Consider the following 15,189-nt stretch of genomic DNA (forward strand, 5'->3'; position numbering starts at 1 on the left):
GACCCCGCACCGGGGTCGGCGGGGTCACGGGGCGACGTCGTCGGCCCGGTCGGCCAGTTCGCTGCCGTAGGCCCTGACCAGGTCGTGCAGGACGTGGCGGCCGTCGGCGTCCCGTGCGATCAGGCCGGCCGAGATGAGCGCCCGCAGATGGCCCCGCGCCTGCGGCAGTCCTACCGCGGCGAGGGCGGCGGCGGCCTCCGTGGTCACGACGGGCCCCGGGTTCTGTGCCACGTGCCGGAAGAACCGGGCCGTCGCGTCGTCGAGCGTCCGGTACGAGCCGGCGAAGGCGGTCCGGACGTCCACGCGCTGATCGTCGGTGGTCAGACCGTCCAGCCGCGGCTGGGTGGCGCGCAGTTCGGCGACCGCGAGGCGCAGGGGCAGTCGGGGTGCCGCGCCGAGCTGTGCGGCGACCACGGCGACGGCGAGCGGCAGCCGGCCGCACAGCTCGACGAGTTCGGCGGCGGCCTCGGGTTCCGCGCGGCAGCGCCGTTCACCGATCCGCGCGGCCAGGGCCGCGTACGCCTCGTCCGGTGTCCACACGTCCAGCTGGAGCACCGAGGCGCCTTCGGTCGCGGCGAGGCCGGACAGCTGGTTGCGTGAGGTGATGAGGGTCAGTGATTCCGCGGAACCGGGCAGGAGCGGCCTGACCTGGGCGGAGTCCCGTACGTTGTCGAGTACGACGATCAGTTGCCGGGACGCGGTCCGTTCCCGGAACAGGCTGCTGCGCTGCTCGGTGGCGGCGGGTATGTCGCCGTTCGGCACACCGAGCGCGCGCAGAAAACCGCCGAGCACCGCACCGGGATCCAGGGGGCTCGCGGCCGTGTCGAAGCCGCGGCAGTCCACGTAGAGCCGGCCGTCGGGGAAGCGGTCCGCGACGTGGTGGGCCCAGTGGACGGCAAGGGTGGTCTTGCCGATGCCCGCCATTCCGGCGATCGCAGCGATGACGGTGTGCCCGCCGGAGACCTCGATCGGTTCGGTGCGTCGGTGGAGCTCGGCGAGGGCGGCCGTTCTGCCGCGGAACGCCATCAGGTCGGGCGGGAGTTGACGCGGGGGCACGGTCCGTGTCGCGCGTCGGGTGGCCGCCCGGGCCAGGCGGTGCCGCTCGTCGTCGCCCAGGGCGAGCGCGTCCATCAGTTCGCTCAGGGTCGAGGGGCGCGGCAGGCTCTGGCCGCGCTCCATGTCGCTGATGGCCCGGCCGCTCACTCCCGACGCCTCGGCGAGGCCCTCCATCGTCATCAGCGAGCGCTGCCGCGCCGCGCGCAACAGCCGGCCGAACGTGTTGTTGTCCATACCCACCTCGCCCGCCGGTGGCGCGGCGGATCGCGCACCGGAAAGCCCCGCACATGTTTCCAAGTCCCGTAAACCTAGCAGTTCTGGATCGATCGTTCACGGGACCATCTCACATATCGGGCAGCGCTCGGCACACGTGTGAGAGGTTCAGGCGGTCCGTTCCTGCAGCTGCTCCTGGCCGACGGGGTGTCCGGCGCTCCACGAGGTGAGGATCCGCAGAGCGTCGTACGAGGGGCTGTCGGGTTCGGCGGTGAGCACCATGAGTCGCTGCCCGGAGCCGTCGGGGCAGGCCCAGGTGTCGCAGTCGAGGGTGAGGTCGCCGACCAGGTGGTGCCGGTACTGCTTGGTGCCGTAGGTGGCGGTGAGCACCCGGCGTTCGGCCCACCAGGTGCTGAAGTCCTCGTCGCGCAGGGACAGTTCCCCGACGAGCCGGGCGAGTTCCGGGTCGTCGGGGTCGTCGGCGGCTTCCATCCGCAGTGCGGCCACGGCGTCGCGCGCGTCGCTGCGCCACTGCCGGTACAAGCCGCGGAAGCCGGGGTCGGTGAAGAGCAGGTGGAGGTAGTTCCGCCGGCCCGGCGGGAGTGCGGAGAAGTCCGTGTACAGGGCGGTAGCAGCCGTGTTCCAGGCGAGGATGTCGAGGCGCCGCCCGAGGACGAGGGCGGGTGTCTGGGTGAGCTGGTCGAGGAGTCGGAGCATCGCGGGGCGTGGACGTTGCGGGGTCCGGCGGCGCGGGCGGGCGTCGGCGCGGCCGGCGAGGTCGTAGAGGTAGGTCTGCTGGTCCTCGTCGAGGCGCAGCGCGCGGACCAGGGTGGCCAGGACCGCCGCGGACGCCCGGACCCGGCCCTGTTCGAGCCGTGTGTAGTAGTCGACGCTGATCACCGCCAGCCGGGCCACCTCCTCGCGCCGCAGTCCGGGGACCTTGCGGGGCGTGTGCGGGTCGGGCAGCCCGCAGTCTCCTGGTGCCAGCCGGGCTCGGCACGCCTTGAGGAAGGCTCCGAGTTCACGGGGGTCGGACACGGCGGTCATCTCCTTGGGTGGCGAGGCTCTGCAGGGACAGCCCTACGGTTCCGGGACTGGGACCATCGGGGCGGCCGATGGGCGCGGGACCGTCACGAGGAGCACCTTTCCGTGGTGCCGTTCCCCAGTGCGGAGCGCGCGGCGTACGGGCGTCAGGGATTCTCCGCGCTGAAGCAGGAACAGGCGCGCCTGTTGGGGCGACGGCATGCGGTCTGAACCCGCCCTTGCTCACAGGCCCAGGTCCAGAGCCAGGCACGAGTAGTAGTTCCACGAGCCCTCGGGGTTGTAGCCGGACTTCTTCGAGGCGTCCGGGTCCGTTTCGACCTCCTCGGTCATGTCCTCGTAGCGGATGCGCTCGGGGAGCTTGCCGTACTTCGCGCTGCGCAGTGCCGCAGCCGCGTCTCTCGCTCCTGCCTCGGGCATGACTCGTCCCTCTTCCGTGAGTTTCCTGAGCCGTGGATCGCGTCCTGGCGACGTGACCACCGGCACTGTCCGTCTTCAGCTTGCACTTCCATCCGTAACCCGTCAAGACGGTGACGCATGGACGTATCTCGATGGGCCTCCAGCCGCCCCGGGCCACACCGCGGCGCGGCCCGGGGCGGCGATCTCCCGAGAGGTGTAGTTGAGCGACCGGCGTCACAGGGACCGGACCGGCACGTCCCCTCAGCGCGAGGGGTCGGCACCCGGGCGGAACGGTTCGCCGGGCGCTCGTCACCGGGTGGTGCGCGCGGCGTCCTCGATGACGCGGGTGACGAGTCCGGGACGGGAGACCGCGACGGAGTGCGAGGCGGCGACCTCGACGGTGTGGGCGTGGGCGCGCTCGGCCATGAACCGCTGCACGGAAGCCGGGATGTTGAGATCCCGGGTCGTGACGATGTCCCAGCTGGGTATGGACTTCCAGGCGGCTACGGTGGCCTTCTCCTCCAGCGCGGACTGGGCGATGGGCCGCTGTCCCGCGGCGGCGAGCGCGGCCTCGGCGGGAGAGACGTCCGCGGCGAACTGGTGGCGGAACTTGTCCTGCTGGATGTAGAGGTCCGTCCCCTTGGTGCCGTCGGGCAGGGTGACGGGCACCGGGTCGAGGGCGTCGGGGAGCGTGGAACCCGGGTACTTGTTGGTCAGCTCCAGGGCCGACTCCCCCACCGCGGGCAGGAACGCGGCCACGTAGACGAGGCCCTTGACCTGCGGGTCACCCGCGGCGGCCGCGCTGATCACGGAACCTCCGTAGGAGTGTCCGACGAGGATCTTGGGACCCTTCACATGGTCGAGGACGCTGCGCAGCGCGGTGGCGTCGTCGTGCGGGCCGCGCAGCGGGTTCGCGGCGGCGACGACCGGATACCCGTCGGCGCGCAGCCGGGAGACGACACCGTTCCAGCTGGAGGAGTCGGCGAAGGCGCCGTGCTCCAGGACGACGGTGGGCCTGGCCGCACCCTTGCCGCCCGTCGAACGCCCGGCGTCGGCATCGGCGTTGGCGGTGCCGCTCAGAGCGAAGGCGCCGACCGCGGCACCGGCCGCGACCGCGGCGCCGACACCGGTGAGAACCCGTCGACCGTGCACGCGCTTGATGGTGACCATGAGAAACCTTCCCGAGGGATCAGTAGAGGCGGAGGAGTCGACGCGACGCCGAGAGGAATCTGCCGTCACCATCTTGTCCGGTGATGAACTTGTCAGGCAATAAATAACCTGTCAAGGTGGTGACGGCGCTACAGCGGTCGCTCTCCTTCCCCACTGTCGCCTGCGACAAAGAGGCACACATCCGTCACTTGACGGTCCATCGGCAGCCGATCGGCACACGCCCGGGACTACGTCGGTACGACCGTCAATTGACTGATGCACACACCGAGGGCGCGGAGAAGAGTGGCCCTGTCGGGAAACACACCGGACACGCACGGAAGGCTTCACATGATCAACAGGCGTAGCTTCAACAAGGCCGTGGGCCTGGGCACGGGGGCGGCCGCCGTCTCACTGGCCGGCCTGCAGGGCGTCTCGCACGCCGCCGCCACAGCCCCGGGCCACGGCGGGAAGGCGCCGGTCGTGCCGACCGTCACCCCCGGGACGCACACCTCGTTCCCCGCGCTCAGGCAGATCAAGGCCGGTCTGCTGGACGTCGGTTACGCCGAGCTGGGTCCCGCGCACGGCCCCGCCGTCGTCCTGCTGCACGGCTGGCCGTACGACATCCACAGCTACGTCGACGTCGCCCCGCTCCTGGCCGACCAGGGATACCGCGTGATCGTGCCGTATCTGCGCGGCCACGGCACGACGCGCTTCCTGTCCTCCCGGACGGTCCGCAACGCCCAGCAGTCGGTGATCGCTCTCGACATCATCGCCCTGATGGACGCCCTCAAGATCCACAAGGCGGTCGTCGCCGGGTTCGACTGGGGCTCGCGCACCGGTGACATCCTCGCGGCGCTGTGGCCGGAGCGGGTCAAGGCGCTGGTGTCGGTGAGCGGTTACCTCATCACCAACCGCAAGGCCCAGCTGGAGCCGATCTCCCCGACCGCCGAACACACCTGGTGGTACCAGTACTACTTCGCGACGGAACGCGGCAAGAAGGCGATGGAACGCAAGGACCTGCGCCACGACCTGACCAAGCTGGTGTGGCAGACAGTCTCGCCGACCTGGGGATTCGACGACGCCACCTTCGAGCGCACCGCGGCCGCCTTCGAGAACCCCGACTACGCCGCCATCGTCATACACAACTACCGCTGGCGGCTGGACCTGGCCGAGGGCGAGCGGCGCTACGACGGTTACGAGGACAAGCTGTCCGCGGCCCCGACCATCGCGGTGCCGACCATCACCATCGACGCCCAGTACGACCCGTTCACGGCGCCCGGCGACGGTACGTCGTACCGTTCGAAGTTCACCGGGACGTACGAACACCGCACGCTGGCCGTCGGCCACAACCTGCCGCAGGAGGCACCGACGGCGTTCGCCCAGGCCGTGGTCGACGTGGACCACTTCTGACGGACGTCGCGCCAGGGGCCGGCCGACCCGGTCGGCCCGGGCCCCGGCCGACCTCCTGTCCGTCGTCCTGGGCCACACATGTATGTGCCGCACTCCTCGGCACGGACGCACCGGCATGGGTACCATGCCCAGCGTCCATCACTACTGAGGAGTGAACGGTTGTGACCAGTCCATCAGCCGACACGCTCCGATCGCGGTACGTCGAGCAGGCCGCGTCGGATCTGGAAGACAACCGTCGCCGGCAGCAGGAACTGACCGAGAAGATCAGGATGCTGGAGCAGGAGGAAGCCCTCTTGGTCGACATCATGCAGCTCGCCGAGCGGCACGAGGGCGCCGAGCCCCCGTCGCCGAGTCCCGCGCGAACGCCCGCCCCCGCGAAGGAGAAGGCGGCGCAGCCGCTGCTCGGGGACCTTCTGGCCGGACTGCTGGCGCCGCACAAGGAGCCTCGCCTGGCCAAGGAACTGCGGGACGAGCTGCTGGAGAAGCATCCGGACCGCTCCCCGACGCCTCAGGTCGTGCGGAACACTCTGGAGTCGCTGGTCGCCAGGGGCCGGATCCAGCGCCACAAGCAGCAGCGGTCGGTGATGTACACGAACGCGGAATCGGACCCCGCGGACACGGACGGCTGAGCCGGCCCGGATTCACACCCGCCTCCCCACGGGCATGCACGCCCGCGGAGACACCTCCCCCGACGAGCGCCGGCCGACCTCGAGAACGCCCGGGGCGTGAGTTTTCCGCGCCGGGCCGCGGGAGTCAGCTCTGAGTGCTGTGCTGGCGGGCCCGATAGGCGGCGGCCTTGACGCGGTTGCCGCAGGTCCGCATGGCGCACCATTCGCGCCGGTGACCGCGCGACCGGTCGAGGTAGACCTGGGTGCACTCGGGGCGGGCACATTCGCGCAGCAGCGCTCCGTCGTCCCCGCCGAGGATCTCCACGGCCTCCCGGGCGAGAGTCGCGAGTCCCTGGCCGACCGAGCCGGTGCGGGTCGCCCCGTCGGGACCGAGCCGGAGCGTCACGGGCATCCCCGACGCCTGGAGATTCAGCTCGGCCACGGCGTCCGGCGGCAACGGCTCGTCGTGCAGCCGGGCGGCAACCAGTGAGTAGATAGATTCGCGCAGGTCGACTGCGAGGGTGAGGTCCACCTCGCTCGCGCCGGGGGCCAGATCGAGCATGCCGGACTCCACGAACCAGTCATCGAGCAGCTCGGGGGTGGCGAGCTTCTCCATCGGCAGGTCGTTGCGCCTCGCGCGCAGCGTGCCGACGAAGTCGAGAGGGAGCGTCCCACAAGGAAAGGCATGATTCACGTAACCATACTGACCAGTGACCCTTGAGAATGCAAGCCTCCCCTTCGCGAGCAGCCGATCCTGCGCATCCCGCCGACAGGGGTGCCGCGCGGCCCGGGTACGCACAGGGCCACGCGGGGCCGCCCCGGGGCCACCCCGGAGCACCCCGAACACCCGGAAACCCACATCACCGTATTGACCGGTGAGACACACCCATGCAAGGATCATCACCACACAGAGCGGTGACGACGACATCGATCGTCGGCTCGACGTGTGGGCCGGCCACTCATGACATCGCTGGGTCGGCCACCTTCAGCGCGGCGACAGGACGTGACAGACATGGCAGACCAGCGCACGGACACCGAGAGCGGGCCACCCGTGGCCCGGCGGGCGATGCTCGCGACACTCGCCGCGGGGGCGGCCGGACTCGCCACCGCGCCTTATCTGCAACGAGGTTGGGAGAGCGTGCTGGGCGCCGCCTCGCAGGCGGACCCGACCGGAATCACCGGCCTCCTGCCCAACCCGGGCGGCTTTCGCTACTACAGCATCGTGGGTTCCGTGCCCCGCAAGGACGCTCACACCTACACGCTGCACGTCGGCGGGCTCGTCGACCGCCCCCGGACCTTCACCCTTCCGCAACTGCGCGCCATGCGGCAGACCCGTGTGGTCCACGACGTGGTGTGCACGGACGGCTGGCGCGTGGCGAACACACCTTTCGAAGGGGTCCGGCTGGCCGATCTGCTCGACGCCGCAGGAGTCCGTCCCGAAGGCAAGGCCGTCCGCTTCACCTGCTTCGACGGCGCCTACAGCGAGAACCTCACCCTGGAACAGGCACGTCGACCGGACGTGATGGTGGCGCTCTCGATGCAGGACAAGCCCCTCACCCACGAGCACGGTGGACCGGTCCGGCTGTACGCGGCGCCCATGTACTTCTACAAGTCGGCGAAGTGGCTGTCCGGCATCTCCGTCACCGACGAGGTCGTACCGGGGTACTGGGAGGAGCGGGGCTACGACATCGACGGCTGGCTCGACGGCGAGAACAGGCAGCCCGATGACACCGCCGCCTGACACCGGCGCGCGGGTCCGCCGCTTCACCCGGGCCGAACGCCTCGTCCATCGCACCACCGGCGTTCTGATGCTGCTGTGCCTGCTGACCGCGGCCTGCCTCTACCTCGGCCCGCTCGCCCAACTCGTGGGCCGGCGGCACCTGATGGTCACCGTGCACGAGTGGTCCGGGATCCTGCTCCCCGCGCCGTTCCTGCTCGGCCTGCTGTCCCCCGCGTTCCGCGCGGACCTGCGCCGGCTGAACCGCTTCGCGCCCTATGACCGGCAGTGGCTGCGCGCGGCGCGCAGACGCCTGACCGCGCCGGCGTCGCGACCGGCGGGGAAGTTCAACGCCGGTCAGAAGCTCTACGCCGGCTGGATCGCGGGAGCCGTACTGCTGATGCTCTTCACCGGACTCCTGATGTGGTTCGGCGGACTGCTTCCGGCGGTCTCCCGCACCAGCGCGATCTTCGTGCACGACTGTCTCGCCTGGGGCATCACGTTCGTCCTCGTCGGACACCTGCGCAAGGCGTACGAGGATCCGGAGGCGCGGCTCGGCATGCGGACCGGCTCCGTCCCGGTGCGCTGGGCCCGGGAGAAGCACTCCGAGTGGCTGCGCGACGACACCTCCGCACCCGGACGACCGTCAGGTGACTGATGGACGCCTGCTCCGGGACGTGCAGGATGTGAACACCGGCCAGAAGCCGATCTCGCACTTCATCGTGCACATGTGTGTGTGCCGGCAGCGGCAGACACACGCCATCTGATGCCACCCATCACCATCATCACCATCACACCTTTCAACAGACGAGGGAATTCCATGAAACGACTTCTGACCGTCCTCGCGGCCGCGGTGCCGCTGGTGACGGCGGCGGTGTATCTCCCCACCGCCATGGCGGAGTCCGGCGGTTCCACCGCCGCGCCGTTCCGGTGCGCGTCCGATTCGCTGGGGCTGAAGGCGCCGAGCGGCACGAGGATCGAGTCGGTGTCGGCGGTGAGCCGGCCGGCCGGGGACGTCGACGTGCCGCCGGTGACACCGCTGCCCGGAGCCACGGTCAAGAACGTCCCGGCGCACTGCCAGGTGACCGTCACCCTCGGCCACTCCGGCGCCGGTGACCATGCCAAGGTTCAGGTGTGGCTGCCGGAGCACGGCTGGAACGGCCGTTTCCAGGGGCTCGGCGGCAGCGCCTACGCGGCCGGCGACTACGGTTCCGGTCTGGCCGCAGCGGTGAAGAGCGGCTACGCCACCGCCACGACCGATGCCGGGGTCGGCAGCTATCTCGATGTGAGCTGGGCCCTCGACGGCAAGGGCACGGTCGACCGTGCCCTGCTGAAGAACTTCGCCTCGCGCTCCGTGCACGAGGCCACCGTCGTCGCCAAGCAGGTCATCGGCGACGTCTACGGCCGGTCCGCCGCGTACTCGTACTTCAACGGCTGCTCCACCGGCGGCCGTCAGGGCTACGCCGAGGCGCAGCGGCACCCCGGCGACTACGACGGGATCCTCGCCGACGCGCCCGGTGTCAACTGGGACGAGTTCGAGGTCGCCACGGCCTGGCCCCAGGTGGTGATGAACGAGGAGCACACCTACCCGAGCACGTGTGAACTCACCCTCGCGACGCAGGCGGCCGTCAAGGCGTGCGACACGCTCGACGGCGCCGAGGACGGGGTCATCGGCGATCCCGACGGATGTCGCTTCGACCCGCGCAAGCTGATCGGCACGACCCTGAAGTGCGACGGCAAGCAGGTGACCTTCTCGGCGGCCGACGCGGCCGTGGTCCGCAAGATCTGGGACGGCCCGCGCACCGCTTCGGGCAGGAGGCTCTGGTACGGCCCGGCGATCGGCTCGGACCTGACGGTGCTGGCCGCCTCCGACGGAGTATCGGTCGGATCGCCGTTCCCGGTGCCGTCCGAGTGGATCTCCACGTTCGTCAAGAAGCAGCCCGGCTACAACGTCGCGACCGCGGGGTACGGCGAGTTCGAGAAGCTGTTCCGGCAGTCGCAGGCCGAGTACGACAAGGTCATCGGCACCGACGACCCGGACCTGTCCGGCTTCCGGGCGTCCGGTGGCAAGCTGCTGACCTGGCAGGGCCAGGCGGACCAGCTCATCCCGACACAGGGCACCGTCGACTACCGCGAGCGGGTCGAGAGGAAGCTGGGCGGCGCGCAGCGCGTCGACGACTTCTACCGGGTGTTCCTGGCTCCGGGCGTCAACCACTGCGCGGGGGACGGCAACACCGGCCCCTCCCCCACCGACGCGCTCGGCGCGCTGGTCAAGTGGGTCGAGCACGGCAAGGCTCCGCAGACGCTGAGCGCCGCCGTCACCGACGCCTCGGGCAAGGAGGTCACGCGCGAGCTGTGCCTCTACCCGCGGACTCCGCAGTACAGGGGTCACGGTGACGTGGCGGACGCGAGCAGCTTCCGCTGCGTCGGCCCGCGGCACTGACCCCCGGCACCGCACATCACTCACAAGACGGCCGTGGCCGGCCCGGACACTTCCGGGCCGGCCACGGCCGTTTCACGATCGAGGGGTGCGTTGCATGCATCAATGCATGCATGGAAAGATACATGGCTATGCCATCTAATTCCGGATCGCGCTCCGCCGCGGAGACCGCGTACCAGCACGTCAAACAGGCGATCATCAGCGGGCGGCTGCCGGGCGGCCAGTTGGTCACCGAGAGCGAGATCAGTGAGGCCCTCGGCATCAGCCGGACGCCCGCGCACGAGGCCTTCCTCCGGCTGAGCGGCGAACGGCTGCTCGATCTCGCGGGCCGCAGGGGCGCCGTGGTCACGCCCATCGCGCCGCGCGAGGCCCAGGACGTGCTGGAGATGCGACAGGTCCTCGAAGGTGAGGCGGCCCGCCGCGTCGTGGCGGAGGGCGGCCCGTCCGCCGACCTGGTCCGGACCCTGACGGAATGTGTGGAGCGGCAGCGGGTCCATCTGGACGCGGCGAACCTGGAGGCGTTCGTCGCGGTGGACGAGACCTTCCACTCCGCGGTGGTGCGGGCCTCGGGCAACGCGATCGCCGAACACTTCTTCACGCTGCTGCGCGACCGTCAGCAGCGGCTGCGCCACCAGCTCCTGACGACGCAGCCGCAACATCTGCCGAAGGTCGTCGACGACCACCAGGAGCTGCTCGGCAGGCTGTCCGCGGGCGACGCGGCAGGCTACGTCGCGGTCCTGGCGGACCATGTCGCCCGGCATCAGGGGGCGATGTGACCTCCGTGACCGCGAGCCCGTCCACCGGCGGTCGCCGGCCCGCCGGCACCCGTACCGTCCCGCCGTGGCGTGTCGTGTTCGGCGCGGTCTTCGTCATGAGCTGGTGCGGCAATCAGTTCAGCCCGCTGCTGTTGCTGTACAAGCACGAGGAGCACTACTCGACGCTCCTGGTGAACCTGTTGCTCGGGGTCTACGTGGGCGGTCTTGCCCCCGCGCTGCTGCTGGCCGGAGCCCTCTCCGACCGGTACGGGCGGCGTCCGGTCATGACGGTGGGCACGCTGACCGCCCTGGCCGCGGGCGCCGTGCTCGCGCTCGGCCCGCTCGGCGTCGCCCCGCTGTTCATCGGGCGGCTGCTGTCCGGTGTCACGGTCGGGATCGCGATGGCGGTGGGCAACAGCTGGCTCAAGGAGCTCTCGCAGGCGCCGCACGACCCGAGCGCGGACACCGGTGCGGGGGCCCGGCGCGCCTCGACGGCGTTCACACTCGGCTCCGGCTTGGGAGCCCTGGTGGCGGGCGCGCTCGCGCAGTGGGGTCCGCGGCCCGAAGTGCTGCCGTTCGTGCTGCAGATCGTGGTCGCCGCGCCGTTCGTGTGGCTGGTGCGCCGGATACCGGAGACCAGCCCGGGCGACCTCGGCGGACCGCTGCGGCGGCAGTTGCGGGTCCCGGCCGCCGGGCACAGGCGGTTCCTGCGCGTCGTCGCGGTCGCGGCGCCGTGGCTCTTCGCGTCGGCGGCCCTCGCCTACGGGTATCTCCCCGTCCTGCTCTCCGGCTCCACCGGCTCCTGGGGTCTGGCCTACGCCACCGCGCTGACCGGCCTGACGCTCGGGATCGCGGCCCTGATCCAGCCGTGGGCGAAGCGGATCGACTCCCCGTCGTCCGCCCGGGGTCTGGTGGTGTTCCTGTTCCTGACCGCCGCCGGACTGCTCGTGATGACCGGCGCGCAGTACTGGCAGTCGCTCTGGCTGGGGCTGGCCGCCGCCGCCGTACTGGGGTGCGCCATCGGTACGGGGCTGGTCAGCGGGCTGCTGGAGGTACAGCGCATCGCGGGGCCGCGCGATCTCGCCGGGCTCACCGGCGTCTTCTACACCCTCGCGTACGCGGGCTTCCTCACCCCGATCGTGCTGGCCGCCGTCACCTCGCTGTTCGGCACGACGACCCTGCTGCTCGCCCTGGTCGTGCTGGCGCTGTTGTGCGCGGCCTCGGTGCTGCTGGCCTACCGGCGGCACCTGCCGACCGGCGAGCGTGCCGCTACGGGCGCCGCCCGGACCTGACACCCGGACATGAGTGTGCCGGCCGTCCTTGACACACGTCGGACGGCCGGCACACCCGCGGTGTGTCAGGATGAGTCGGTGATGACGACGCGCCCGTCCGCCCGTCCTTCAGGAACACGCCGGGCCTCTCGGCGTATGACACGTATGACCGCGCGGCGGACCGGCACGGTGACGGTCCACGTCAGTAGGGTGCGGGCAAAACGGCCGAAGGAGCAGCCCCATCGCCACGTACTCCGCACTCCCCTGGACGACCTCCCGCAGGCAGGCGCTGGCCGGAATCGCCGGTACGGCCCTGCTCTGGGGCGCGGCTGGCCCACCCGCACCGGCCGCGTCGCGCTCCGCCCGTGAGACGGCCCGGGCGCTCGCCGGCCGCATGTCGGTGGAGGAGAAGGTCGGCCAGCTCTTCATGATCGAGGTGGCGGGCCGGGACGCCTTCCGGGTGAGCGAGGACGCCGCGGCGCTCAACCGGCAGCGCTACGGCGTGGCCACCCCCGCCGAGGTCGTCCGCAAGTACGCGCCGGGCGGCGTCATCTACTTCTCCGCGCGCGGCGACGACAATCTCGGTGCGCCGGGCCAGATCGCCCGGCTGTCCGGCGGTCTGCAGCAGGTGTCCCGGGACGCGTCGGGCCTCCCCCTGATCATCTCGGTGGACCAGGAGGGCGGCGCGGTCTCCCGGCTGCCCACCCCACCGGCCACCGAGCAGCCGGGAAACATGGCGCTGGGCGCCACCTGGTCGACGGCGGACGCCCGGCGCTCGTACGAGATCACCGCCGCCGAGCTGGAGGCGTGCGGGATCACCGCCGACCACGCTCCGGTGGCGGACGTGAACGTCAATCCGGCCAACCCGGTGATCGGGGTGCGCTCCTTCGGCGCCACCGCCGAGGCCGTCTCGGCGTTCGTCCGCGCCGCCGTCGAGGGGTTGCACCGCGGTGGTGTCGCCGCCACCGCCAAACACTTCCCGGGACACGGCGACACGGACACCGACAGCCATGTGGGACTGCCGCGCATCACCCACAGCCGGGCCCAGCTCGACGCGATCGATCTGCCGCCCTTCCGCGCGGCCGTCGCCGCGGGCGTGGATCTGATCATGACGGCACACATCAGTGTTCCCGCGCTCGATCCCACCGGGGTGCCCGCCACCATGTCGCACGCCGTCGTCACCGGCCTGCTCCGCGAGGAGCTGGGGTTCGACGGCCTCATCGTCACCGACGCCCTCGACATGCGGGGCGCGAGCGGACAATTCCCGCCGGACAAGGCCGCGGTCACGGCGCTGGCCGCGGGGGTCGACATGCTGGTGCTGTCCCCGGACCTTCCGCGGGCGTACGCGGCGGTGCTCGACGCGGTGCGGTCCGGGCGGATCTCCATGACGCGTCTGGACGCGTCGGTGATCCGCGTCCTGAGCCACAAGGTGCGCCGCGGCCTCTTCGCCACGGCCTCCGGCGCGGACCGGGCCGAGCGCGTCGTCGGCGGGGCGGGTTTCCGGTCGGACGTCGCCGCGATCACCTCCCGCAGCACGACGCTGGTCAAGAACGACGGCGGAGCGCTCCCGCTCCGCACAGGCGCGCGCAGCGTCCTCGTCACCGGTGCCGACTCTGTCGCCGTGTCCCGTCTCGCCGCTTCGTTCCGCTCGCGCGGGCACGTGGTGAGAACCCTGGACGCCGGTGTCGCACCGGGCCCCGCCGTGATCGAGGAGACCGTCGGGCTCGCGCGCTCCGCCGACCTGGTGGTCGTCGCGTCCAGCGGTTCTGCCGACGCGCAAGTGGGCCTGGTCCGCGCGCTGTTGGCGACGGCGACCCCGGTGGTCGTGATCGGGGTGCGCACCCCGTACGACATCAACCGCTTCCCCGGAGCCCCCGTGTACCTGGCGACGTACGGCAACGGTGCGACCGCCCTCGACCAGGCGGTGGGGGTCGTCGTCGGCGAGCACGGTCCGAGCGGGCGGCTGCCGGTGTCGGTCCCGGCGGCGGACGATCCGTCGCGGACGCTGTTCCCGGTGGGACACGGGCTGCGCTTCGAGCGCCCCTGACCGGGGCCGCGGCCGCTGTCAGGTGCGGCGGGCGGAGGCCGCCAGGCGATCGGCGAACGCGGCGACGAGGTCGCGGAGTTCCCCGGGGCGCTCGATGACGAACGGCCGGTCGAGCGCGGCGAGCACCGGCGGCAGCCAGTCGAGCCGCTCCGCCCGCAGCACGACCCGCAGCCAGCCCTCGGCCGCCGTGGGCTCCCCCGTCACGGGCTCGTCCTCCGCCACGGTGGCGAGGCTCGCAGGGAGACGGGCCCGGACCTGCTCGGCTGTCGCGTGGACCCGAAACACCACTTCGTGGCGGTACGCGGCCGTGGCGAATCCGGAGATCACCCGCTGTGCCGGGTCGAGGTCCGGGGGTGCCTCGAACGAGCCGGGCAGGGTCCGCGCGTCGCCGACGCGGTCGAGCCGGAAGGTCCGGTCCTCGCCGATGCGCGGGTCCGCGCCGGTGACGTACCAGCGGCCCGCGTGGGCGACGACGCCGTACGGGTGCAGTGTGCGTTCGCTGCGTCGTCCGTCCCGGCCGGTGTAGCGGATCGACACCGGGCGGCGATGGCGTACCGCGTCGGCGAGGGTGAGCAGGATTCCCGCGTCCGGCGCGGCGCCACCTCCGCTCCCGTCGGTGAAGGCCAGCGCGTCGAGGAGGGTGTCCAGGCGGCGGGCGGTGTGCCGGGGCAGCACGCGCCGGATCTTGGCGGCAGCCGTCTCGCTCGCCGTGGGATCCGTGGTCAGCCCCGCGCGACGTCCGGCGAGCAGGCCGAGCAGGACGGACAGCGCCTCGTCGTCGCTGAACATGAGCGGCGGCAGCCGGTATCCGGGGCCGATCCGGTAGCCGCCGTAGCGGCCGCGCACCGACTCCACCGGCACGTCCAGGTCGATCAGCTGCTCCACGTACCGACGGACGGTGCGGCCTTCGACGCCGAGCCGGTCGGCGAGCTCGGCCACGGTCCGGGTGCCGCCCGACTGCAGCAGTTCCAGGAGGGTGAGCACGCGGCCGGTGGGTCGGGACATGGCCGCACTCTAACGCCCATACCGGACCGATTCTGTCCTCTATTGGTCCTAGCCTGCGACACGCGAGCACCTCACAGC

Annotated in this window: 14 protein-coding genes; 8 read left to right on the forward strand and 6 right to left on the reverse strand. The window is 71.4% G+C overall.

Going from position 1 to position 15,189, the window contains the following annotated elements:
* Positions 1 to 24: 24 nt before the first annotated feature.
* The 4 genes from ABT127_RS25755 to ABT127_RS25770 all read right to left on the reverse strand — a co-directional run bounded on the left by ABT127_RS25755 (position 25) and on the right by ABT127_RS25770 (position 3,879).
* Positions 25 to 1,290 carry a helix-turn-helix domain-containing protein gene (locus ABT127_RS25755; RefSeq protein ID WP_351454485.1) on the reverse strand — a complete coding sequence of 422 codons (1,266 nt, stop codon included), beginning with the start codon at positions 1,288 to 1,290 and terminating at the stop codon, positions 25 to 27.
* A 147-nt stretch (positions 1,291 to 1,437) separates the two neighbouring features.
* On the reverse strand, positions 1,438 to 2,316 hold the full coding sequence (locus ABT127_RS25760) for a helix-turn-helix domain-containing protein (protein ID WP_351454488.1): 879 nt from the start codon (positions 2,314 to 2,316) through the stop codon (positions 1,438 to 1,440).
* A 219-nt stretch (positions 2,317 to 2,535) separates the two neighbouring features.
* On the reverse strand, positions 2,536 to 2,730 hold the full coding sequence (locus tag ABT127_RS25765; RefSeq protein ID WP_351454490.1) for a hypothetical protein: 195 nt from the start codon (positions 2,728 to 2,730) through the stop codon (positions 2,536 to 2,538).
* Positions 2,731 to 3,018: 288 nt separating this feature from the next.
* Positions 3,019 to 3,879, reverse strand: a complete 861-nt coding sequence (locus tag ABT127_RS25770; RefSeq protein ID WP_351454493.1) for an alpha/beta fold hydrolase — start codon at positions 3,877 to 3,879, stop codon at positions 3,019 to 3,021.
* 327 nt (positions 3,880 to 4,206) lie between these two features.
* On the opposite strand from ABT127_RS25770, the gene ABT127_RS25775 reads away from it, so the two are divergent.
* Positions 4,207 to 5,268, forward strand: coding sequence for an alpha/beta fold hydrolase (locus tag ABT127_RS25775; protein WP_351454496.1), 1,062 nt, complete (start codon positions 4,207 to 4,209; stop codon positions 5,266 to 5,268).
* Between the two features lie 161 nt (positions 5,269 to 5,429).
* On the forward strand, positions 5,430 to 5,897 hold the full coding sequence (locus ABT127_RS25780; RefSeq protein WP_351454499.1) for a hypothetical protein: 468 nt from the start codon (positions 5,430 to 5,432) through the stop codon (positions 5,895 to 5,897).
* A gap of 124 nt (positions 5,898 to 6,021) precedes the next feature.
* Here ABT127_RS25780 and ABT127_RS25785 read toward each other — a convergent pair whose 3' ends face one another.
* Positions 6,022 to 6,570 carry a CGNR zinc finger domain-containing protein gene (locus ABT127_RS25785; RefSeq protein WP_351454502.1) on the reverse strand — a complete coding sequence of 183 codons (549 nt, stop codon included), beginning with the start codon at positions 6,568 to 6,570 and terminating at the stop codon, positions 6,022 to 6,024.
* Positions 6,571 to 6,888: 318 nt separating this feature from the next.
* Here ABT127_RS25785 and ABT127_RS25790 point away from each other — a divergent pair, with 318 nt between their 5' ends.
* The 6 genes from ABT127_RS25790 (at position 6,889) to ABT127_RS25815 (ending at position 14,106) form a co-directional block, all read left to right on the forward strand.
* The gene (locus ABT127_RS25790) at positions 6,889 to 7,617 is read left to right on the forward strand and encodes a molybdopterin-dependent oxidoreductase (protein WP_351454504.1); all 729 of its coding nucleotides are present in this window, start codon (positions 6,889 to 6,891) and stop codon (positions 7,615 to 7,617) included.
* Entirely contained in the window at positions 7,601 to 8,251 is a 651-nt protein-coding gene (locus tag ABT127_RS25795) for a cytochrome b/b6 domain-containing protein (RefSeq protein ID WP_351454507.1), read from the forward strand. The genes ABT127_RS25790 and ABT127_RS25795 overlap by 17 nt, the downstream gene beginning before the upstream one ends.
* Before the next feature lie 162 nt (positions 8,252 to 8,413).
* Positions 8,414 to 10,036 (forward strand): tannase/feruloyl esterase family alpha/beta hydrolase, encoded by a 1,623-nt coding sequence (locus ABT127_RS25800; RefSeq protein WP_351454509.1) that lies wholly within the window; start codon positions 8,414 to 8,416, stop codon positions 10,034 to 10,036.
* Positions 10,037 to 10,158: 122 nt separating this feature from the next.
* Entirely contained in the window at positions 10,159 to 10,809 is a 651-nt protein-coding gene (locus ABT127_RS25805; protein WP_351454511.1) for a GntR family transcriptional regulator, read from the forward strand.
* Positions 10,806 to 12,080 carry an MFS transporter gene (locus ABT127_RS25810; RefSeq protein WP_351454514.1) on the forward strand — a complete coding sequence of 425 codons (1,275 nt, stop codon included), beginning with the start codon at positions 10,806 to 10,808 and terminating at the stop codon, positions 12,078 to 12,080. Before ABT127_RS25805 ends, ABT127_RS25810 begins: the two co-directional genes overlap by 4 nt.
* 373 nt (positions 12,081 to 12,453) lie before the next feature.
* The gene (locus tag ABT127_RS25815) at positions 12,454 to 14,106 is read left to right on the forward strand and encodes a glycoside hydrolase family 3 protein (protein WP_351454517.1); all 1,653 of its coding nucleotides are present in this window, start codon (positions 12,454 to 12,456) and stop codon (positions 14,104 to 14,106) included.
* Positions 14,107 to 14,124: 18 nt separating this feature from the next.
* Here ABT127_RS25815 and ABT127_RS25820 read toward each other — a convergent pair whose 3' ends face one another.
* Positions 14,125 to 15,111: a helix-turn-helix transcriptional regulator gene (locus ABT127_RS25820; protein WP_351454520.1), complete on the reverse strand. Its 987-nt coding sequence runs from the start codon at positions 15,109 to 15,111 to the stop codon at positions 14,125 to 14,127.
* Positions 15,112 to 15,189: the final 78 nt, after the last annotated feature.

The sequence above is a fragment of the Streptomyces sp. NPDC001904 genome (assembly GCF_040297005.1).
Classification (GTDB): Bacteria; Actinomycetota; Actinomycetes; order Streptomycetales; family Streptomycetaceae; genus Streptomyces.

Coding starts and splice junctions, on each gene's coding strand:
- ABT127_RS25755 (WP_351454485.1), bottom strand. CDS start 1,290: ATGGACAACAACACGTTCGGCCGGCTGTTGCGCGCGGCGCGGCAGCGC.
- ABT127_RS25760 (WP_351454488.1), bottom strand. CDS start 2,316: ATGACCGCCGTGTCCGACCCCCGTGAACTCGGAGCCTTCCTCAAGGCG.
- ABT127_RS25765 (WP_351454490.1), bottom strand. CDS start 2,730: ATGCCCGAGGCAGGAGCGAGAGACGCGGCTGCGGCACTGCGCAGCGCG.
- ABT127_RS25770 (WP_351454493.1), bottom strand. CDS start 3,879: ATGGTCACCATCAAGCGCGTGCACGGTCGACGGGTTCTCACCGGTGTC.
- ABT127_RS25775 (WP_351454496.1), top strand. CDS start 4,207: ATGATCAACAGGCGTAGCTTCAACAAGGCCGTGGGCCTGGGCACGGGG.
- ABT127_RS25790 (WP_351454504.1), top strand. CDS start 6,889: ATGGCAGACCAGCGCACGGACACCGAGAGCGGGCCACCCGTGGCCCGG.
- ABT127_RS25795 (WP_351454507.1), top strand. CDS start 7,601: ATGACACCGCCGCCTGACACCGGCGCGCGGGTCCGCCGCTTCACCCGG.
- ABT127_RS25800 (WP_351454509.1), top strand. CDS start 8,414: ATGAAACGACTTCTGACCGTCCTCGCGGCCGCGGTGCCGCTGGTGACG.
- ABT127_RS25805 (WP_351454511.1), top strand. CDS start 10,159: ATGGCTATGCCATCTAATTCCGGATCGCGCTCCGCCGCGGAGACCGCG.
- ABT127_RS25815 (WP_351454517.1), top strand. CDS start 12,454: ATGTCGGTGGAGGAGAAGGTCGGCCAGCTCTTCATGATCGAGGTGGCG.
- ABT127_RS25820 (WP_351454520.1), bottom strand. CDS start 15,111: ATGTCCCGACCCACCGGCCGCGTGCTCACCCTCCTGGAACTGCTGCAG.